20 protein-coding genes are annotated in these 22032 nt (G+C 41.1%); 19 read left to right on the top strand and 1 reads right to left on the bottom strand.

Annotation, left to right across the window (positions count from 1 at the left end; translation table 11 throughout):
• Positions 1-6 precede the first annotated feature (6 nt).
• The 17 genes from CLOCL_RS17770 to CLOCL_RS17690 all read left to right on the top strand — a co-directional run bounded on the left by CLOCL_RS17770 (position 7) and on the right by CLOCL_RS17690 (position 17825).
• Positions 7-1509, top strand: coding sequence for a type I restriction-modification system subunit M (locus tag CLOCL_RS17770; RefSeq protein ID WP_014256620.1), 1503 nt, complete (start codon positions 7-9; stop codon positions 1507-1509).
• Positions 1499-2527 carry a virulence RhuM family protein gene (locus CLOCL_RS17765; RefSeq protein WP_014256619.1) on the top strand — a complete coding sequence of 343 codons (1029 nt, stop codon included), beginning with the start codon at positions 1499-1501 and terminating at the stop codon, positions 2525-2527. The genes CLOCL_RS17770 and CLOCL_RS17765 overlap by 11 nt, the downstream gene beginning before the upstream one ends.
• On the top strand, positions 2524-3759 hold the full coding sequence (locus CLOCL_RS17760; protein WP_014256618.1) for a restriction endonuclease subunit S: 1236 nt from the start codon (positions 2524-2526) through the stop codon (positions 3757-3759). The genes CLOCL_RS17765 and CLOCL_RS17760 overlap by 4 nt, the downstream gene beginning before the upstream one ends.
• A 29-nt stretch (positions 3760-3788) precedes the next feature.
• Positions 3789-6986 (top strand): type I restriction endonuclease subunit R, encoded by a 3198-nt coding sequence (locus tag CLOCL_RS17755; RefSeq protein WP_014256617.1) that lies wholly within the window; start codon positions 3789-3791, stop codon positions 6984-6986.
• Between the two features lie 62 nt (positions 6987-7048).
• The gene (locus CLOCL_RS17750; protein WP_014256616.1) at positions 7049-8140 is read left to right on the top strand and encodes a hypothetical protein; all 1092 of its coding nucleotides are present in this window, start codon (positions 7049-7051) and stop codon (positions 8138-8140) included.
• 163 nt (positions 8141-8303) lie between these two features.
• Positions 8304-9776 carry an IS21 family transposase gene (gene istA / locus CLOCL_RS17745; protein WP_014256615.1) on the top strand — a complete coding sequence of 491 codons (1473 nt, stop codon included), beginning with the start codon at positions 8304-8306 and terminating at the stop codon, positions 9774-9776.
• Positions 9769-10455: an ATP-binding protein gene (locus CLOCL_RS17740; RefSeq protein ID WP_014256614.1), complete on the top strand. Its 687-nt coding sequence runs from the start codon at positions 9769-9771 to the stop codon at positions 10453-10455. The genes istA and CLOCL_RS17740 overlap by 8 nt, the downstream gene beginning before the upstream one ends.
• A 261-nt stretch (positions 10456-10716) precedes the next feature.
• Positions 10717-10905, top strand: a complete 189-nt coding sequence (locus CLOCL_RS17735) for a hypothetical protein (RefSeq protein WP_041715259.1) — start codon at positions 10717-10719, stop codon at positions 10903-10905.
• A 55-nt stretch (positions 10906-10960) separates the two neighbouring features.
• The gene (locus tag CLOCL_RS21325) at positions 10961-11533 is read left to right on the top strand and encodes a hypothetical protein (protein WP_014256613.1); all 573 of its coding nucleotides are present in this window, start codon (positions 10961-10963) and stop codon (positions 11531-11533) included.
• Between the two features lie 5 nt (positions 11534-11538).
• Positions 11539-12183 (top strand): plasmid pRiA4b ORF-3 family protein, encoded by a 645-nt coding sequence (locus CLOCL_RS17720; RefSeq protein WP_014256612.1) that lies wholly within the window; start codon positions 11539-11541, stop codon positions 12181-12183.
• 477 nt (positions 12184-12660) lie between these two features.
• A complete protein-coding gene (locus CLOCL_RS22280; protein ID WP_144686997.1) occupies positions 12661-12888 on the top strand; it encodes a hypothetical protein in 228 nt (75 codons plus the stop codon).
• A gap of 15 nt (positions 12889-12903) precedes the next feature.
• Positions 12904-14202: a group II intron reverse transcriptase/maturase gene (gene ltrA, locus CLOCL_RS17715; RefSeq protein ID WP_014256611.1), complete on the top strand. Its 1299-nt coding sequence runs from the start codon at positions 12904-12906 to the stop codon at positions 14200-14202.
• A gap of 500 nt (positions 14203-14702) precedes the next feature.
• Positions 14703-15245: an RNA polymerase sigma factor gene (locus CLOCL_RS17710; protein WP_014256610.1), complete on the top strand. Its 543-nt coding sequence runs from the start codon at positions 14703-14705 to the stop codon at positions 15243-15245.
• Positions 15235-15930, top strand: a complete 696-nt coding sequence (locus CLOCL_RS17705) for a DUF4367 domain-containing protein (protein ID WP_014256609.1) — start codon at positions 15235-15237, stop codon at positions 15928-15930. Before CLOCL_RS17710 ends, CLOCL_RS17705 begins: the two co-directional genes overlap by 11 nt.
• Positions 15931-16160: 230 nt before the next feature.
• On the top strand, positions 16161-16463 hold the full coding sequence (locus CLOCL_RS17700; protein WP_014256608.1) for a hypothetical protein: 303 nt from the start codon (positions 16161-16163) through the stop codon (positions 16461-16463).
• Positions 16464-16850: 387 nt separating this feature from the next.
• Entirely contained in the window at positions 16851-17330 is a 480-nt protein-coding gene (locus CLOCL_RS17695; protein WP_014256607.1) for a hypothetical protein, read from the top strand.
• A gap of 57 nt (positions 17331-17387) precedes the next feature.
• Positions 17388-17825 (top strand): hypothetical protein, encoded by a 438-nt coding sequence (locus CLOCL_RS17690; RefSeq protein WP_014256606.1) that lies wholly within the window; start codon positions 17388-17390, stop codon positions 17823-17825.
• 145 nt (positions 17826-17970) lie between these two features.
• Here the strand turns inward: CLOCL_RS17690 and CLOCL_RS17685 are convergent, their stop codons facing one another.
• Entirely contained in the window at positions 17971-18693 is a 723-nt protein-coding gene (locus tag CLOCL_RS17685; protein WP_014256605.1) for a hypothetical protein, read from the bottom strand.
• Positions 18694-18955: 262 nt separating this feature from the next.
• Between CLOCL_RS17685 and CLOCL_RS17675 the strand changes: the two genes are divergently transcribed.
• Both CLOCL_RS17675 and CLOCL_RS17670 read left to right on the top strand, forming a co-directional pair.
• Complete coding sequence (locus CLOCL_RS17675; protein WP_041715257.1) at positions 18956-19372, top strand: DUF7768 domain-containing protein; 417 nt, start codon at positions 18956-18958, stop codon at positions 19370-19372.
• The gene (locus tag CLOCL_RS17670; protein ID WP_014256604.1) at positions 19369-21924 is read left to right on the top strand and encodes a phage NrS-1 polymerase family protein; all 2556 of its coding nucleotides are present in this window, start codon (positions 19369-19371) and stop codon (positions 21922-21924) included. The genes CLOCL_RS17675 and CLOCL_RS17670 overlap by 4 nt, the downstream gene beginning before the upstream one ends.
• Positions 21925-22032: the final 108 nt, after the last annotated feature.

The raw sequence follows: 22032 nt of genomic DNA, 5'->3' as shown, positions 1-22032 counted from the left end.
TAAAATATGGCAACGGTGAATTTGGGCTTTGAAAATAATCTATGGGAAATGGCCGATAAACTACGCGGCAACATTGAAGCATCGGAATATAAGCATGTGGTACTGGGACTCATTTTCCTTAAATACATCTCCGATGCTTTTGAAGAGAGATATAATGAACTGGTTGCAGAAGGAGAAGGCTTTGAGGAAGATATAGATGCTTATACTGAGGTGAATGTTTTTTACGTACCGAAAGAGGCCCGTTGGGATTATATAAAAGCAAATGCAAAACAGCCAACGATTGGACAGATTATTGATGAAGCAATGATAGCGATTGAAAAGGAAAACGCCTCTCTTAAAGGAGTGCTTCCTAAAAACTATGCCCGCCCGGAGATAGACAAAACCAAGCTCGGCGAGCTTATTGACCTGTTTTCCTTCAAAGTTGGCGATAAAGAAGCAAGGGCACAGGATGTTCTTGGCAGGGTTTATGAATATTTCCTTGGTAAGTTTGGCTCTTCGGAAGGTGAATTCTATACTCCGCCCTCAATTGTAAAATTGCTTGTTGAAATGATAGAACCATATAAAGGCAGGGTGTATGACCCCTGTTGCGGGTCCGGTGGTATGTTTGTGCAGAGCCAGAGATTTGTTGAAGAGCATAGCGGAAGAAAGGATGATATCCATATATTTGGGCAGGAGTATACCGCTACCACATGGCGTCTATGCAAGATGAACCTTGCTATTCGAGGAATTGACGGAAATCTCGGAGAAAGGGATGCAGATACATTTTCCAATGACCTTCATAAGATGCTGAAGGCGGATTATATACTTGCAAATCCCCCCTTTAACATCAAGGACTGGGGAGCTAACAGGCTTGTTGATGACGTTCGCTGGAAGTATGGCATGCCACCGGCAGGAAATGCTAACTATGCCTGGATACAGCATATAATTTCCAAGCTTTCACCGAACGGGGTAGCAGGCTTTGTCATGGCCAACGGTGCCATGTCCACCAATACAACAAGTGAAGCCGAAATAAGAAAGAACATTATCGAGGACAAGTTGGTGGACTGTATCATCACTCTGCCGCCCAATCTTTTCTACAATGTCACCATTCCTGCTTGCCTGTGGTTCCTGACAAGAAACAAAAAATCCGATGGCCGGGATCGCAGCAACGAAATCCTTTTTATAGATGCCCGTAAGATGGGGACAATGATTGACCGCAAGCACAGAGAACTAGACTATGAAACTGAGATAAAATATATAGCCGACACCTACCATAGGTGGAAAAAAGGTGAAGGGTACGAGGATATCAAGGGATTTTGCAAATCTGCCACTCTGGATGAAGTTCGCTCCCATGAATATATTCTTACTCCCGGTAGGTATGTGGGGATTGAGGAAAAAGCTGATGACGGGGAGCCTTTCGATGAAAAGATGACCAGGCTGACCGGAGAACTTGCAGAGATGTTTGCAAAGCGTAAGTCTTTGGAAGACGAAATCCGCAAAAGACTGGGGGCAATCGGTTATGACTTTTAACGATAATACTGAATTTTTAATGTACCAGACTGAAGATGGGAAAACGAAAATTGAAGTAAGAATGGAGGACGAAACAGTTTGGCTTTCATTGAATCAGATGGCGGAGCTGTTTCAACGAGATAAGTCTGTTATTTCACGTCACATCAAGAATATTTTTTCTGAAGGTGAGTTGGACGAAAAATCAGTTGTTGCAAATTTTGCAACAACTGCTGCAGACGGAAAAACCTATAATGTGGACTATTATAATCTGGATGTCATAATCTCCGTAGGCTACCGTGTCAAGTCCCACAGAGGTACGCAATTCAGAATTTGGGCTACCCAAAGATTAAAGGAATACATAATAAAAGGTTTTGCGATGAATGATGATCTGCTCAAAAGAGCAGGCGGCGGTAATTATTTTGAGGAATTATTGGAGCGTATCCGGGATATCCGCTCCAGTGAGAAAGTATTTTATCGGAAGATTTTAGACATCTATGCAACCAGTATTGACTATTCACCCGATGCGGCAATTTCACAGCAGTTTTTTCAAACGGTTCAGAATAAAATGCACTGGGCAGCTCATGGACATACAGCGGCTGAAATTGTATATTTGAGAGCAGATGGCAATAAGCCTTTTATGGGAATGACCAATTTTACAGGTTCAAAGCCAACTAAAACGGAAGCTTTGATTGCAAAAAACTACCTTACAGAAGATGAACTGGCGATACTTAACCGCATTGTCAATGCTTATATCGAATTTGCCGAGCTTCAGGCAATGCGCAGAAAACCAATGTACATGGTTGACTGGGTAAAAAAACTGGATGAGTTTCTCAAAATGAGTGACAATGAGATTCTGACTCATGCAGGAAGAATCAGTCATCAGCAAGCTACTCAAAAGGCGATAGAAGAGTATGAAAAATATAAGGAACGGACCAAAAACGAGCTTTCAGCGGTGGAAAGGCACTTTTTGGAGAGCATAGACAAGACGGCAAAAATGCTGACAGGTAAGAAAAAGAGCAGCGGAGGTGATGGTGTGTGAGTTTTAGTGATTGGAGAGAGGTAAGGATTGGTGAGGTTATATCATTTAATCCAAGTGAGTCATTAAAAAAGGGAGAAATCGCAAAAAAGATTGCTATGGAACAACTAGAACCATTTACAAGGAAAATTGCGAATTATGAACTCTCCAAATTTACAGGAGGTAGTAAATTTCGAAATGGTGATACATTATTTGCTCGGATTACACCATGTCTAGAGAATGGTAAAACCGCTTATGTAAACATTTTGGATGACAATGAAGTGGCATTTGGCTCAACTGAATTTATAGTAATGAGAAAAAAAGAAAAAATTACTGATGATATGTTTGTTTATTATTTAGCTATATCTCCAGATTTTAGGAATAAAGCTATACAGTCTATGACTGGAACTTCGGGTAGGCAAAGAGTTCAGCAGGATGTGTTACAATCACATAAAATAATGCTTCCTCCCCTTCACGAGCAAAAAGCCATCGCCGCCACACTATCGGCACTTGACGACATGATCGAGCTTAACAACCAAATCAACAAAACCCTTGAAGAGATGGCACAGGCAATATTTAAGTCCTGGTTTGTGGATTTTGAGCCGTTTAGGGATGGAGAGTTTGAAGAAAGCGAAATTGGCCCGATACCAAAAGGGTGGAAGGTAGGTATGCTTGGGGATTTTGTTGAAATTGTAGACAATCGAGGTAAAACACCGCCATTATCAGATGTTAAGACTGAATATCCTATAATTGATGTAAGAGCATTATCTGGAGAATCAAGAGTAATTGATTATAGTAATTGCACGAAATATGTGGAAAAAGAAATTTATGATAGTTGGTTTAGAAGCGGACATCCAAAACATCTTGATATCTTGATTTCTACAGTAGGAAGTATAGCCGAAATGAAGATGTTTTATGGAAATAAAGGTTGTATAGCTCAAAATGTAGTTGCGTTTCGAAGTAACGGTATTTCACCCTGTTACTTATATCAATACTTACAGTACAGTAAAGGAGATTTATTATCGTATAATATAGGATCAGTTCAACCGAGCATAAAGGTAACACATGTTATTAAATATAAGATTATTGTTCCTGATGAAAAAACCATGTCATCATTCGATATGCTTATGGAAAGCATTTCAGACCAAATACATAGAAATGCAAATGAGAGTCAGATCTTGATTGCTATTCGCGACACTCTACTCCCTAAGTTAATTAGCGGTGAAATAAGAGTGCCAGTGGAAGAGGTTGTATGAGTTTGATGCGATAGAAAGGGGGAAACCTTATGCCGAGCCATAATATATATGAGGATGAATTGGAGCAGGCTGCATTGGAATGGTTTGAGGAACTTGGTTATGAAACCATTTTTGCGCCTGATATCTCGCCTGGTGGGGATTATCCTGAACGTTCTGATTATTCAGATGTTATTCTGGAAGAACGTCTTAAAGATGCTTTAAAGCGCATAAATCCTGATTTACCGCAGGAAGCTCTTGATGACGCTCTGCATCAAATACTTGTACCTCTTAATCCTGCTCTGATAGACAATAATCATCTTTTTCAGAAGATGGTCACTGATGGAGTGAATGCTACCTTCAGAGCTAATGATGGCAGGATAGTAAGTAAACAGGTCAGGATTTTTGATTTTGAGAAAGCAGAGAACAATGATTTTTTAGCTGTTAACCAGTTTACTGTGATTGAAAACAGAGTTGAAAAGCGTCCTGATGTGGTGGTGTTTGTAAATGGTATCCCCCTTGTAGTTATCGAACTGAAAAATTTGGCCAATGAGGATGTAGAAATATCCGATGCATATAATCAGATCCAGAATTATATAAGCACCATTCCATCTTTATTTACTTATAATGCTTTTGCAGTTATATCCGATGGAGTTAATGCAAGAGCAGGCACAATCACTGCTGATGAAGACCGGTTCATGATGTGGAGGACGATTGATGGGGATGAAATAGCACCTTTAAGCCGCCCACAGCTTGAAGTCCTGATCAAAGGTATGTTTGATAAGGAACGCCTTCTTGATATCATTAAGAACTTTATACTGTTCCAGACTGACGGGAAGGACACATATAAAATTCTTGCCGGTTACCACCAGTATCATGCTGTTAACAAGGCGGTTGAGAGTACAATAAGAGCTGCCATCACTGAAGGGGATCGTAAAATCGGTGTTGTTTGGCATACCCAGGGAAGTGGTAAAAGTCTTTCCATGGTCTTCTATGTTGGCAAGCTTGTTTTGTCAAAAGAACTTAACAACCCTACAATCGTAGTGATTACTGATCGTAACGACCTTGACGACCAACTGTTTTCCACCTTTGCTAAATCAAAAGATTTATTGCGCCAAGAACCGGTTCAGGCTCAGGACAGAGCGGATCTTCGAAAGCTCCTGACAAGGGAATCTGGAGGCATTATCTTTACAACCATACACAAATTTGCTCCTGAAGAAAAAGGAGACAGCGTGCCAGTTTTAACAGACCGGGAAAATGTAATTGTAATAGCTGACGAAGCGCATCGAAGCCAATACGGATTCAGGGCGGAAATTGTTAAGGGTGATACAGAAGCTGATGTAAAATACGGTTATGCAAAATATATGCGTGATGCCCTTCCAAATGCGTCTTTCATTGGATTTACCGGTACACCCATATCTCTTGCTGACAAGGATACCAGAGCAGTTTTTGGCGATTATATCGACATTTACGATATGACCAGGGCTGTTGAGGATGGAACAACGGTACGCATATTCTATGAAAGCCGGATAGCGAAGCTGGAACTGCCCGATGAGCTTAAGCCTGTTATTGACGATGAATACGAAGAAATCACCGAATATCAGGAATATACCCAGAAAGAAAAGCTTAAGACCAAATGGTCAAGACTTGAAGCCATCGTTGGCGCCGAGCAACGGGTTAAAGCCATTGCCAAAGACATCGTGGAGCACTTTGAAAAGCGCCTTGCCGCACAGGAAACAGAAGTGGGCAAGGGTATGATCGTGGTTATGTCACGTAGAATTGCAATTGACTTATATAAAGCCATTGTTGAACTGCGTCCCGAATGGCATTCAGACGATATTGACAAAGGTGTTATCAAGGTGGTCATGACCGGAAGTTCTTCCGACCCAAAGGAATGGCAGCCTTTCATTGGTACCAAAGCTACCAGGGAGCGTATCGCCAAACGAATGAAGGACAACAAGGATGAACTGAAGCTGGTCATTGTGCGAGACATGTGGCTGACAGGCTTTGATGTGCCCAGCATGCACACCATGTATATCGACAAACCCATGCAGGGACACAATCTTATGCAGGCTATCGCCCGCGTTAACCGTGTATTCAAAGAGAAGCAGGGAGGATTGATTGTAGACTACATCGGCATTGCCGAAAATCTTAAGAATGCACTCAATGATTATACCGAAAGCGACAGGGAAAAGACTGGTGTTGACACTGAAGTGGCAGCGGCAGTCCTTGTTGAAAAGTATGAACTGATTAAGGAATTACTTCATGGTCATGATTATCAGAAGTTCTTTACCGGCTCTGCTTCCGAAAGAATGTCTGCCATTGTTGAAACAATCGACTACATCATCGGATTGCGCGAGGAGCGCAAAAACGATTATCTTAAGCTGGTCAGTGAGCTGTCAAGAGCTTACTCCCTTTGCGCGACTACTGATATTGCTGAGAAATTGAATCTTGAGGTAGGTTTCCATAAAGCGGTTAAATCCGGTATTATCAAGCTTATACCCGAAAATTCCAGGAAGAAAACTGCTGCAGAAATTGAAGCACAACTTAACCAACTTGTTTCCAAATCAATATCCAGCAATGAGGTTATCGATGTCTTGGATGCCGTTGGGCTAAACAAGCCGAATATTGCTATACTCTCAGATGAGTTCCTGGAAGAAGTGCGTAACATGAAACAGCGTAACCTTGCTGTCGAACTTCTTAATAGATTACTTAAGGGCAAAATTAAGACATTCTCAAAACGGAACCTAGTTCAGTCCAGAAAATTTTCAGAACTATTGGAGAATGCCATCAGAAAGTACCAGAATCGCACAATAGAAACCACTCAGGTTATTCTGGAGCTTATACAGCTTGCAAAGGAAATTAATGAAGCACATAAGCGTGGAGAAAACACAGGCCTTACTGAAGATGAACTGGCATTTTACGATGCCCTCGCTGAAAATGAGTCTGCAAAAGAGGTTATGGGTGACGATATCCTCAAGCAAATAGCCAGGGACTTGACTGAAGCAATACGTAAGAACATAAGCATTGACTGGTCTATACGTGCCAGCGTTCAAGCAAAGATGAAAATGATTATAAAGAGGCTGCTTAAGCGCTATGGTTATCCTCCGGACAAAACACCAAAGGCTGTAGAAATCGTAATGGAACAGGCCAAGCTTATGTGTCAAAACGAGAGTTCCGGGGTTAGGTATCAGTACCAGCTTGAAAAAGAAGATCTGCCAAAAGTAGCGGAGGATAGTTTTGACATATAGTAATAATTATAGTTTTATGGTGAATATAAGTTAAAATTATAATTAAGAGGGGATGGTGTAAAATGTCACAGGACGATATAATCCGAATAATAGAAATTATTAAACGGTATTTTCCAAAGGATGCAACTGAAATTTCTGATGCGTTGGATTTGCTAAACCTTGCTCTGGATGGACTGATGAGCAGCACAAATAAGTCAATTGCAGAATTCCATAAGAATAAGGAATTTGACAAAGGAATGGAATTATGGGAGTTTTCTAAAACAGTGTCAACAATTCAGGAGACAATCAATGAGTATACATCTTTGCTCAACATAGATGCAGAGGCCGATGATGACGAAATTGATGAAGAACTCGACGAAATAGATGAACAGAAAACTATACCAAATTATTCGGATTATATCGTTGATTCTTCCATTCCTCATACCCTTTATGAAGATTTTACCCATAAAAAGGTGGTCGCTTTTTCATTTAATAATAATCGATATACAGCTAAAGATTGGAAGGATTTGCTGCTGCAAACATGTGATTTGTTGGCAGAGATAGATGCCACTAAGTTTAGTGAGTTTATTGATGATCCCGTTATGAAAGGAAGAAAGGTTTCCTACTTTAGCAGAAAATATGTCGATAGAAAAAATGAAAAAATGAAGAACATAGACATATATGTCTGGACTAACTTAAGTGCCAACAGTATAAGAAATCTTATCAGAAAACTTCTAAGGAAATTCGATATAAAATTAACCGATTATTACGTATATCTACGAGCAGATTACACCCCTTTACATAAAAGTGATAAAGCAAATGATGAATACAATCCAGACCAAAGAGAAAACCATGACGAAACGAGAATTGGAAAATATGTTCGTCAAACCCTTAGGGAGCTATCAAACCATCAATATCGTTTTACTGATAAAGAAATAAGTGAAATGCAGTCAAAGCAATGGTCGAAAGAAGTATTGGGAATAGATTACCCGCTTCTTAAAAAGTATAAAGACAATGAAGATATTTCAGCTCAAATTAAGGATGGAATTTATGGTCGGTACTGGAAAGAAATTTTTGAGTTCAACGGGATGAAGTTTTTAGCTACGAGCCAGTGGTATGAACGACATAGAGAACCCTTTGCACGATGGATATCAAGATTGCAAAATGAAAAATAAAATTATCATTTTTTAGATTTTTTACAAGAACACCCGATGGGTGTTTTTTGTTTATATAATTAAGTCTGGTTTATAGACTCCTAACAAGGAGGTGATGCCTATGCTTGTACTAATATAGGTATTATGACTTTAATAACACAAAAACCAAAGGAGGAAATCAAAAATGATTGGAATCGAGCAATACCGAAAAATCCTGGAGTACAAAGCACTTGGACTTGCTCAGACAAAAACCGCAAAAGCACTGGGGATAACCTATTCTTCTGTCAGCAAATACTGGAATATGAGCGAAGAAGATTATGTAAGGGAAGCTGAAAAGGAAAGGTACCACATGGATAACTACCGTCAGTACATACTGGAACATTTGAAAATTTGTCCACAAATGAGGGATACAAACATCTATCTCAAATTGGTGGAGGCCTTCCCTGATCTACAAGTTAAACGAGCTACATTCTACCGCTATATGAAAGCCTTAAGGGAACAGCACGGGTATCCGCATGCCAGTAAACGTAAAACCTCACCCCGTGAAATTTCTCCACCGGGATATGAAGCGCAGGCGGATTTTGGTCAATACAAACTTAAGGATATGTACGGGCGAATTGTACGAATATATTTCTTTTGCATGGTTCTGAGTTATAGCAGAATGAAATTTGTTTATTTTTCACCGGATCCCTTTATAACCAAAACGGCCATTAAAGCTCATAACTATGCATTCCAATATTTTGGAGGAAGAACGCAGACTATTCTTTATGACCTTGACCGTGTCTATGTAGTCAGTGAAAATCTGGGGAATATCATATTCGTACCCGCCTTTGAAGAATATGTTAAGCGTATAGGTTACAGTGTTTCGCTATGTAGACCAAGAGATCCTCAAAGTAAAGGCAAGGTTGAAGAGGTGATTGGATACATAAAGCAAAGTTTTCTTGAGGGCAGGATATACACCGGAATTGATTGCCTTAACAGTGCTGCCCTTGCATGGTTAGATAGGGAAGGCAACGGGCGAATACATACTGTGACCAGAAAAGTGCCGCGTGAAATGTTCATGGAAGAGCAAAAATACCTGTTCCATGTCAAACCTTATTCCGAAGTATCAAGCACTGTGGCCTCCTTTGATAAGGATGGAGTGGTAAATTATAAAGGCAACCGTTATCAGATTAATACAGGTATGATGGATGCTCATAAACGCATTCGCATTGAAGATGATGGTGAAATGCTTTTGTTCTATGATGCTGAAACAAATGATTTATTGGCTAAATATCCAGTCACAGAAGATACCGGGCAGTTGTTCAAACCAGAAGAAAATTACAGCAGAGACAGGGTTTCTTTAACCATCATAAAACAATATTTTGCAGAATACGAAATAGCTCAGGAATTCATTCGCCGGATGGAGCAGCAACAGTCGAAATATTTTAATACACATTGCATTCGATTATACCGGATGACAAGGTTTTATACAATTGGACAATTGCTTGATGGAATAGAATACTGCATTGATACTGAACGCTGCAGTGCCTATGAGCTTTTGGCTTATCTCATGTATCAGTACGGAGAGCATATAGCTAAGAAGTTTTTGCCGAATCAGCAGTATTTTAATCATTTGGCGAGGAGTAAAGAAATAAGGAGGGAAATCGATGGCTGATATAACAGAAATCCGTGAATTGGCCCAAAAGCTCAACCTTTGGAATATCGCAAGGGGATATATTGATTTGAATGATGAGAAGCTGTCCAACCTAGATTATCTTCAGATGATATTACATAAAGAACTAGAGATACGAGCCAGACAAAAACAGATCAAGCTAAGAAGGGCAAGCAAACTTCCCAACAAGGTATTTGAATTATCGAATTTAAACAAAGGTTTGGAATGGCAGATAAAACAATTATACCATCTGATGTGGCTCAATGAAGAACAAAACGTTATTCTGCTTGGTAAATGCGGGACAGGTAAAACTAGTCTTGCAGTTCATCTTGGAGAAACAGCGATCGATAATGGACATAAAACCTATTATGCGCCTTTTGATAATTTTATCGCAGTAGCAGAAAAGAAGGCCACAAGTCCAAAAGCAGAAGCGATCTTTTCTTATATGCAGGAATGTGACTTAATTATTATTGATGATGTCTTTTATGTGGAACCAACCAGGGCAGAACTGCAGGTTTTCTACCGGGCAGTTACCTTTCTTAATGAAGCCAGAAGCATTATTTTTATAACCAATCGTGAACTGTCAGCATGGATAGATGCAGTTGAAGACAAGCACCTTTGCCAGACTTTATTGGACAGAATGACGGTCAATTGTCAAATTGTTCGTCTGACTGACAAGTAAATAAAAACACTCACTTCTTTTTTAACAGGGGCAAATACCTCGTTTGAAAACAATGCCGAAAAACGGCTTAAAATAGATGCAAAAAATCTCACGAAATTCAAAGAACTGCTTAACTTTTGAGATTTTCTGCAGTTTATAGGGTAGGGGGGTCTAAATCTCTACCACTTTTCATCCCGGAAACGGGCGGGGGGTCACGCGCGAAAAATCGCAGTTTCAAACGGTGTAAGGCAGTATATAGAAAAATTGTTACAGGAAGCAAAATTGCGAGGCGAGGACTATATTGATTTGGTTTCAGGGGATATTCATAAGCAGATGGGTATGAAAAACAGGATGCCGCAGATATGCAGGATTATGTATGAGAAAATGATGCCTGGTGATGAAGTTTTACATACTACTCCCAGCGGTTATAGTTCGACTATAAAAATCAGGTATGACCTCAGAAATAGATAAGGCAAAGAAGTAGTGGATTAATAATGACTGCTATGTAGCAAAGAGGTGCGGAAAAGTGGCTGTTAATTATAAAAAATGCCCTAAATGCGGGTCTAAGAATTCGGTTAAAATTGTATATGGCATGCCGAGTTTTAAGCTTTTTCAGGAAGCTGAAGCCGGAAAAGTAAAATTGGGCGGTTGTTGCATTATAGAAGGCGGTCCGGAATACTACTGCAAGGATTGTAAAAATGAGTGGAACCGGGAGCAGGTGCTTGACATCATATACGGTCAGATTAAAGGGCTTAAAGCATCAGTGGGTGGTTACTTTGGCGGGTATTATCATGTAGATATTGATTTGAAAAATCTTAAAACTACATGGCTGTTCAAAGAGGGTGGTTCTGAAAAAACCAGTACAAGATCCATCCGAAATAAAACTGCAGAAGAATTCATTAAGAGTTTAAAAGAGATCAATCTGCTGAACTGGAAAGCAAAATACGTAGAACCCGGAGTCTGTGACGGGACTCAATGGAGCGTTGAAATAATTACAGACGGGAGAACCGTCAGAAAATATGGCGACAATAAGTTTCCAGAAGAATGGAGGCAGTTCTGTAAAGTGATTAAAAGAATAACGGGAAAGGAATTCAGGTGAAAGTGATGAAAGCCTTTCAGATAAAAATCGAATTAATTGATTCCGAACCACTAATATGGAGAAGGGTAGTTATCCCGGCGGATGTTACCTTCAGACGCCTGCATGACACAATACAATTTTCAATGGGTTGGCGGGATTATCATCTTTATGAATTTGAGTTTCCGCAGGAGAAACTCAGAATTACAAATGACGAAGAATCCTATGAGGTATTTAAATTTTACTCTGCCAAGTACAAAAGCAAAAAGCCAACAAGAAAAGAAGACCCTCATGGCATTATAGCCAGGATAATTGAAACAACCGTTAGACAGCCTCAAACGGTCAAAATTGATAACTATCTGGAAAAATATAAGACCCTTGAGTACATTTATGACTTTGGCGATTATTGGAGACATAAAATTGAACTGGAAAAAACCATTGAAGATTATGAGTTTGGTTACCCTATAATACTTGCAGGCGCGGGGGCTTGTCCGCCGGAAGATGTAGGTGGTTTTGGCGGTTACAAAGAATTTCTTGAAGCATGGAATGACCTTAAGCATCCGGAACATGAATCAATGCGGCAATGGGGAGAAAGCCAGCATTACAGGGAATTTGACATTGACTTTAGGAATGATCTGCTAAAGACATGCTTGAAAATCAAAAAAGTAAAGTAGTGGAGGAAGACGACTTATTCCTCAAGAGTCATATTTTAGGTTTCAATGGGCTATGCTGATATACTTCCTGCGTAGATATGTTCCCGTGAACAGCGATTTTTCAAAAATGTCCGAAAAACTCATTGACATGTTCCCGTAAACGTAAGGTTCAAAAAATTAGCCCAAGACATCAATCCAAGCGGCTCGTTCCATGTTGAGTGCGTGGTATTGATGAGTGCGTCCAGCTAAGCTGGCAAATGCTAGCAGGTGAAAGTCCTGCAGTGGTAAAGGTAGGGCAGCCACTTAGTCAGTAACCAGCGTATGGAGTAATCTATGCGTTGAAGCGTTACGGAATGTTCCGAAAGGAGCAGGCAAACTGGCGGGTTGTAACATAAAGTGAATACTGCCGCACCGTTATTGACATTCCCGAAAGGGAACAACAGGGAGTCGAGCTGGGACATCAACAGCGAAGACAGCAGATGGTATGAAGAACCCTAAATGCAATACCTAAGAACCCTGCGGTGTAGAGGTAGCGACACGTCAGGAAAGTATTTGCCGGAACTGGAGAGAGCCTACTTTGCACAGGAAACTGTAAAGAGGATGCATATAAGCAAAAGCGAAGTTGCTTTCTGCAAAGAGGCAGTCAGAAGTGCTCATAGTACCAAGGATTGTACAGACAACAAAACTGTGCATAGGGAAGGGGCACAACTTTATTCAAGTCTGTAAAGGAGGTAGGTGCCGGTGATTGCCGAAAAAGCTATAAACACCCATGAAAAAGTACGAGACTTCCAAAACAGACTATACCTTACAGCCAAAGCTGACCGAAAGAGAAAGTTCTATGCGTTGTATGACAAGATATACCGTAAGGACATCTTGGAAGAAGCATGGAAACGGGTAAAACAGAATGGTGGAGCAGGCGGTATTGACAAAGTCAGCATTGATGATGTGAAAGCGTACGGCGAAGAAAAACTGCTGGACGAAATAGCAGAAGATTTGCGGGCAGAGAAATATCGGTGCAAGCCTGTCAGACGAACCTATATTCCAAAACAAGATGGTAGAAAAAGAGCATTAGGAATACCTACGATTAAGGACAGAATAGTGCAGATGGCGGCAAAGATAGTAATAGAGCCGGTATTTGAAGCAGATTTTCAGCCTTGCTCGTATGGGTTCCGACCGAAAAGAAATGCAAAACAGGCAATGGACAGGATATATGAAATGGCAGACAAAGGCGGAGCATTATGGGTAATAGATGCTGACATAAGAGATTATTTTGGGAGCATCAACCATGATAAGCTGCTTTTGCTGGTCAAACAGAGAATAACTGACCGAAGGGTGCTGAAGCTGATAAAAGGCTGGCTGAAGGCAGGAGTGCTGGAAGACGGGCAATACAGTGAAAGTACTGTTGGTGCACCCCAGGGCGGAGTTATTTCACCACTGTTATCCAATATATATTTGAATTATTTTGATGTATGTTGGAGTAAGAGGTTCGGACACTTGGGAGAATTAGTACGATATGCAGATGATTTTGTGATATTATGCAAGAAGTTATCTCAAGCAGAAGAAGCGTTGCGTGCTGTAAAATGGATTATGAAAAAGCTGGAACTAACATTGCATAGTGAGAAAACAAGGCTTGTTGATATGTATTTCGGAAAAGACAGCTTTGATTTTCTCGGCTTCAACAACAGATTTCAGCGATTCAGAAACAAAAGCTGGCAGTGGTATTGGACACTACAGCAGATACCGTCCAAGAAGGCTATGAAGAAAATGAGGGCTAACATCAAAGAGGTGTTTGCAAGTCCGAGCAAATTGCTGTTGAGCATGGAAGAGATGGTTAAGTTGCTCAATCCTAAAATCATTGGCATGAGAAACTATTATGCCAGACGATTTGCAAGACTATGGTTATGGAAGATAGATAAGTATATCAATTTTAAGTTTACCCGTTGGTACAATCGGAAGAAACAACGTAACTATAGGCTAGGGAATGCTGCTAAAGTCAGAGAATTGACTAAGCAAGCGGGACTGGCAAGTATGTGCGGCTGAATGCTGAAGGAAGAAGAATATCGGAAAGCCGTATGCGGGAAAACTGCACGTACGGTTTGATGAGGGGGCGGTGGTAACCCCACTGCTCTACTCTATCAAATGTAAAAAACAAATAAGCGCCTGAAAAACGGCCTGAATACAGGGCTTTCAGGTGATTTGCCATCTGCCGAAAATGTGCTTTTTGGCGGCTGGGATGCCGGAAAGCCCTGTATTTTTATGTGCGTGATTGTTCGCGGAAACACATCCACAGCCTTTCAGGGCGGCTTCCGGCGGACGGGGTTGTGTAGACGGAAAAGACGGCGGTTGATTGTATGAGGGAACATGTCTGCCGGAACCATCGGCGGCAAAAAACGTCAAATGATATGCCGCCGCTTGATATTATTTTCCAGTAAGTATACGATGTTGCTGCCAGCGGCTGCATTTATGCACTGTTTACCGCCGCGGGATCCATGCAAAACATGCATTGGAAAACACAGGTCACGAAGGAGGGATGGGCGGAGATGCTCCCGATATATCTGTCGATGCTTGATGGCGATGACGAAAAGAGCAAATTCGAATCGCTTTACCTTACATACAGAAAGCTCATGTTCCACGTCGCAAACGGCATATTGAACGACGAGGGCCTCGCGGAGGACGCCGTGCATCAGGCTTTTCTAAAAATACTTGAGAATTTCGATAAGGTGGGCGAAATTTCCTGTCACAAAACAAGGAGCTACGTTGTTATTATTGTTAGGAACGCCGCCATCAATATGTATAACCGCCGTAAAAGGCATCCCGCCGTTCCGATTGAAGAGGCCGCGTTCTGCGCCGCCGGAGAAAAATTGGAACGAACCGATGATTTGGATAGCCTCGCAAAGGCCGTGCTGAAGCTGCCGGCAATATATAAGGATGCGCTGAAGCTGAAATACGTCCAGGAATTTTCGAACGCGGAAATAGCGGGGATGCTTGGTATTTCCGAGGCGGCGGTCAGAAAGCGGCTCGAGCGCGCAAGGCGCATGCTTGAGGAGATTCTGCGAAGGGAGGATTTCTGCGATGAAGATTGATTTTACCGACGAAATGCTCAGGGAAGCCGTCGTCAGGGCTGACATCCGCGAACTGGAAGCCCTGTCGGCGGATTATGAGATTGAGCATGAATTCTCAAAAAGGTTTGAGCGTAGGATGAAAAAGCTTGTACGCCGGAGCAAAACGGGGAACCAGGCCGGTGGAGCTGTATTTCTCCGCAGGCGGGCGGTCGCCTTGGCTGCTGCGATCGTCATCCTGCTTGCAACGGCGATGAGCGTATCGGCCGTGCGCGCCGCGGTATTTGAATTCATAACCGAGGTGTACGAAAAATTCACTCATATATTCTTTAATGAAAGCCGGTCATCAAGTGATTCGGCCGGTGAATTTATCGTACGCAGGCCGTCCTTCATACCGGAAGGCTTCGAGCTTGTCAGCGAAAAAACGGCCGGGCCCGTCCTGCTGGTGTACGAGAAGGGGACCGACTATATATCCTACAGCCAGCAGCGCCTTGAGGACGTTTCAATGGATATAAACACCGAAGGCGCCGAGCTTGAGGAGCTTGAGTTCAACGGCCATCCCGCAAAATACTATTCCAATCATGGCGTCCAGAACCTGCTCTGGTGCGATGATAAGTATATGTATATGGTGTCATCAACACTGGATAGAGATATCGTGTTTAAGATCGCGGAAAGTGTTGAAATTACAGACACAGACTTAAGTCCATAAGGTTCAGAAAAATTTTTAGAAAATTTATTTTCCTTGTCACAAAAGCCTTTGTTTTATTGAAAAGAAAATCGAGGAGATTTTATTATGAGATCCATAAGGGAGTTGAAAAACATAACATCTCTATCATGCTTATGGAGTATAAGTGTAAGCGGCTGGATGGATTATATCAATTAATCTTGCAGTTCAAGAAATAAGAATGATATAAATTAAAGGAGATGAAGGATAATTTAATGAGAAAAAAATTGTTATTGGTTACGTTTTTGATTTTATGTATCATTGGAATAATTGGTTGTTCAAAAGAAGACTCTGTAACTAAAACATCGCCTAATATTAGAGAGCAAGTAATTGGCACTCTCCAGAACGATGTACACCGAATACTTGGGGAACCGTCAGGAAAATTGTCTGGCTTTTCGGGAGAGATCTATACATTTGACAATGGCACGCAAATGGTTTTCTATTATGATAATCAAATGAGAGTAGAAAAGGTCAGGATAAATGACAAGGATGGAACAAATACACTTAGCATTGAGTAGCAAATTACTGCCAACTCTGCATAGAGACACTGGAATAAAGATTGCGGAAAGCGTTTAAATTACATGTACAACCAAGCATTATGTCTAACAGATGTCGCATACTTCAAGGATGATATCCGGGTATTTCCTGTGGTTTCTGAATCAACAGTCATAACAATCGCCGGAAGCGTCAAAAACGGCAGGCGCAGGCACAAGCCTGTAGGTTTCACAAAATTTTTTTGGGAAATATCATTTTTCCTGTCACAAAAGCCTCCTTTGATTTGTCTTTATTAGTAAGAACAAAAATCAGAGGAGGGGATTCCATTGGGTTTCTGGATGCGTTGAAAGTTTTCTATGAATTTTGAGGAAAGGTGCTTGTAAAAAAATTTGAACGGAGGAAGATAATTTATGAAATTAGTGGCAAAAAAACTAAACAAAATTGGTATCCCTCTGTTTGCATTCATTCTTGGATTGACCCCAATGTTTGTAATAACGGCATTTGCTGAAGGTGGAGCTACAGGTGCAACCGGTTATTATACGGTATACGGCAAAGATTATGCAAACTATGCCTTCGTATATGCTGGTTATTATAACAATGTAGCATATGCAAATGCTGGGACAAGAGTACAGTGTGATCCTATTACCAATAAGGTTCCAAGCGGGTACATGGGTGCCAAGGCAAGGCTGTATAACAGCTCGGATAAATTAGTAGCATCGACATCTTTTGTGTATAATTCTAAGGAAACAAATGCACTTAATAGCGATTTTGCGAGTCTTAATCCAGCAAAAGCATCAGATGCTTATTATTCCTATGGAATTACAGCGGCATATAACGGAGATGGGTACACACAGTATTATACGTTTAAAAGTCCGGCCCAAAATCCATAAAAGAGCGACTGGTTTTCTTAACGACACACTACAAATAGTAATAGGAGGCATGTAAATATGAGAAAAAATTTTATAATTCCTTTTGTACTTGGCTTGATAATTAGTGTAACAGCAGGAGTTGCCTTTGCAGTTTCCGGTTATACCAACAGAAGCCAGGAGCAAGCACCTAAGTACCAGGTAAATGAATACGGGCAGACTTATGGGTCGGGAGTCTATGCTGTATCTGTGGAAACGGAGCCTGATTTAATCGCCGCAGTCGGAATTGACGGGACAGAAGGTTACGTTTATGCTAAGGATCTTCAGGAAGATATGCCAAAAACTCCTGAAGAAGCTGTTGCTCGGACTCAAGCATTAAAGAAGGTCCAAAGTCTGAAAAAATCCGGTGAACCCACTGTTGTTAAGATAATTCCGCTTTATGAAGCCGATGGGAAAACCGTTATAGGAGAATTTGCAATTACGAACACGCCTTATGTAGAGAATCCCGTTAAAAAATGAAAATCTTATAAAAGAAGCTTGCTGCAAATTGTAGCAGGTTTCTTTTTTCCAAATTTGCATAGAGACTGGATTAATGATTGCGGAAAAAGTTGAAACTACCGTTTTTTATAGGTGTTAACAGGGTAGATGTATAATTTAATCATAATTATTCTTGCTTATCCTTTGTCACATAAACTTTTTCTGCCAGACCGAGATTCTTTAGATAATTATAGTCGTTGAGTTCATCCGGAACCGTAATGCTCATACACGTATCTCCAGCTGCAAAAAATGCGTTATTCCGATTCTTGTCATAGAGGATATTATCTTCGGTTAATGAAATCCCCGTTTGTTTTACTATAGGAGTCAGCGGGTCGTCTTTAACCGGCTTCCGTGAGAACATAATTTTTATACCCGTATCGTAATCAAAAAATGGTTGCGAACTTTTTATTATATCTTTAGGTAAATAATAATAGATGATATAATACTTCAATACCTCGATCTGAAAAAGTTCATGATTATCAAACTCAGCTGTTGGTACATAAAAATAATCAATGGAGGATAAATTTATAGCCGGATCATAATGCATATCTGATACTTTCTGTGATGTACTCTCTTCTATCGCAAGCTTTAAATCTTCGACAGACTTGACTACCAAGGGAAGTCTGTCAACACAAATTATATCAAAATCTTTGTAGGTAGCTGTAACATATGTATCTCCTTCGCCTATAGTTGCTAAAGGAGTTTCTCCGCCATTGATGGTATTGATGGTTTTAATAGAAGTATCTTCTTCATCGATAGCTACAGGTTCATCAATATTGAAGGGACATGCAACAAGGAACAGCAGGGAGCAAGCCAAAAACAATATCATATTCTTTTTGAACAGTTTCAATAATATAACCCCCCTTTGTCTGTTTTTTTATGTTCTAACTTTAATAGACGATTTAAAGGAAAAAAAGCTGCATTCTTTTTTAATTATTTTTAGAAAATTCCTAATAGAATCTTTTCTGCTAAACGATTTGAAAACAATGGATATTACTAAAGAAAATTTAGGTAATTTTATCAAAGAAAGGATAGAAAATGAATGTGTAAAATGAATTACAGTAAAAATTGACATGTTTCCAAGGACAGATAATAAAAAATAGCCCTTAGACATCTATGCCATCAGGTCGACCTATTACGACCCCACACCTTATGAAGCACTGCTTAGGATTGAGCGAGAGGCCAGGAAAGCGCCTTACAGACCGATGGTATTTATCTGCAGCCCATATGCTGGTGATATAGAACGTAATATCCGTAAGGCTCAGGGGTACTGCCGCTTTGCAGTGAGCAGGAATTGCATACCTATTGCTCCGCACCTCTTGTTTCCGCAGTTTATGGACGACGATGATGAACAAATGCGAAATCTGGGCTTGTACTTTGGCATGGTATTGATGTCAAAGTGCTCAGAAGTGTGGGTATTTGGCAGAAAAATTACTAAAGGGATGTCCATTGAGATTGAAAAGGCAAAGCAGCGCAGCATTCCGATCCGGTATTTTAATGAACGATGCGAGGAGGTGCAGTGTAAGTGAGCATCTCATTCCCTAAAGAATTGGCAAACCGGAAGCAATGGATCTGCTGGCGTCTGGAACCAAACACAAAGGACGGAAGAGACAGTAAAATCCCTTACAATCCCTTAACCGGTAGAAAAGCCTCAAGCACTAACCCAAACGACTGGTCGACCCTTGACGATGCGATTGCGGCAAAAGAACAATATCTCTATACCGGATTAGGTTTTGTATTCGCAAAAAGCGGAGGCTTAGTAGGGATAGACATAGATCACTGCCGCGACAAAAACACTGGGGAATTAAGCGATACCGCCAAGGATATCCTTGAGCGGTTTCCGTCCTATACGGAAATCAGCCCTTCAGGAACTGGGCTTCATATTTTCTATAAAGGGGAGATGCCTGCTAAGGGCAATAAAAACACTAAAACCGGCGTTGAAATGTATGCCCACAGCAGATACTTCACAATGACTGGCGAGCGACTGCCAGGGACTCCTGATTACATTGCTGAAGATAACGGGGCACTGGCCTGGATACATGAGAATTATATCAAAAGTAAAAAGCGGGGAGGAAAAAGCAAGAAAGACAGTAAGGTGGTTAAGCTAGAGCCGCTTACAGATGAAGAAATTCTGGAGAAAGCCCGGACAGCCGAAAACCATAAGGAATTTGATCTGCTATGGGAAGGAAAATGGCAGGAAGCAGGGTATCCGAGCCAGTCCGAAGCCGACCTTGCTCTTTGCTGTATGCTGGCTTTCTGGTCAGGCAAAAACAAAGAGCAGATGGACAGGCTGTTTAGAAATTCCGGGCTATTCCGGGAAAAGTGGGATACGGTACATCATGCAAGTGGAGCAACATATGGGCAGGAGACACTGGATAAGGCCATTGAAGTCACAGAGAACGTATACAGCCGCGAAAGCGAGTCAGTTATCTTTGAACATGAGGGTAGGTATTACCGCACCAGAGGCGAAAGTGTGTATCCTATAACAAACTTTATCATTCAGCCGGTGGAGATGATTGTATCAGAAGATGAAACGCAGATGACTGCTGATCTTATTACAATACGTGATGAAATATACCGCCAGACATTTATGACTACCGACTTCAATAACATCCAAAAATTTAAAAATATCTTGAACCGCCGGACAATATCCTTAGGCTATTTTGGCTCAGAAGGAGATTTGGAACTGCTGAAAGGTTATATATCTGAAATGGAGTGGGTAAGGAAAACAGGGGTCAAGGCTCTTGGAATTTATGAGCATGGCGGGCGGATGGTCTATGTTTCAACGGATGGTGCCATTGAAGCCGGAGGCAGCATTGTTGAAGATATCGTGCAGCTTGATAAGTATAAAAGCATAACAACCGATATCCTTACCTTTGAGCCATTGACAAAGGAACAGCTTATTATGCTTGGAGAGTGGATCCTCAGCTATAACGAACCCATAAAAACGGTGTCAGTGATGGCCTGGGTGGCCGGATGCTTTATTAAACCGCATCTTAAAAAATCAGGCATTAAGTTTCCTCATTTATTGCTTGTCGGAGAACAAGGCAGCGGAAAAAGTAATACATTGGAGCGGGTTATTCTGCCGGTATTTTCGTGCAGCAAAATCCGCGCGGCTACACAGGTTACTGCATTTACACTGATGAAGGAATCTGCATCATCGAATCTGATACCGCAGTTGATAGATGAGTTCAAGCCTTCAAAGATAGATAAGTTAAGGCTAAATGCCTTATACAACCATCTTCGAGATGCATATGACGGCCATGAAGGTGTCCGCGGTAGGGCGGATCAAAGTGCTGTTACTTATGAACTGTTGGCACCTATTATTGTAGCTGGTGAGGAATCGCCGGATGAAGCGGCCATCAGAGAACGGAGCATAGAATTGCTATTCAGCAAGAAGGACTTAAAACCAGCCAGCCATAGACAAGCATTTTATAAGCTGTGTGCGAAAGCGGATCTGCTTGGCAGCTTCGGTCGGAGCCTGCTGGATACAGCACTCAGAGTATCGGTTGCTGAGGCAGAGAAGTGGTATGAGGAAGCAAAGTCAGAGATATCTGATGAGTTTCCATCTCGTATCGTCAATAATCTCGCCTGTTGCTATGCCGGACTGAGCCTAGTAAACAAACTATGTGAGTTCCTTAATGTTACATGGTCTGAAGTGTTTCCCATTAACAAAGGTACATGTATTCGATATCTTCAAAACGGTGTGCAGGAGTACTTGCTGGATGGCGGCAGCAATAACAAGACTATTGTAGAACAGACGCTGGAAATCATGGCCCGGATGAAACTGGCTCCGAATCAAGACTACACTTTTGATAAAGATGGCAAGGTTATCGGGATTCGTTTCTGTGATGTATATGACCGCTATACCAAGTACAGACGCGATTATGCAATCACTGGTGAATGTCTTCCATATAACCAGTTTTTGAAGCAATTGAGGCAAAGTGACTTTTTTATAGAGAGCAATAAAACGATGCGTTTCGGGAACGAAACTAAGAAAGCGTGGGCTCTTGATTTTTCGATATTGAAAGAGCGATGCGATGTTAGCGGCTTTGAAATTACAGATATTGAGCCTCTTTAGTATTGAAAAAGGTAACAAGGTAACAAAAAGGTAACGCCCGAAACGCTGGTGAATAGCCACTTGTTACCGATGTTACCTTTGTTACCTAAACTTTATATATACGCGCGA

This window comes from Acetivibrio clariflavus DSM 19732 (genome assembly GCF_000237085.1).
GTDB lineage: Bacteria > Bacillota > Clostridia > Acetivibrionales > Acetivibrionaceae > Acetivibrio > Acetivibrio clariflavus.
The sequence above is the reverse complement of the archived record's forward strand: the minus strand, read 5'-3'. Positions and strand labels throughout refer to the sequence as shown.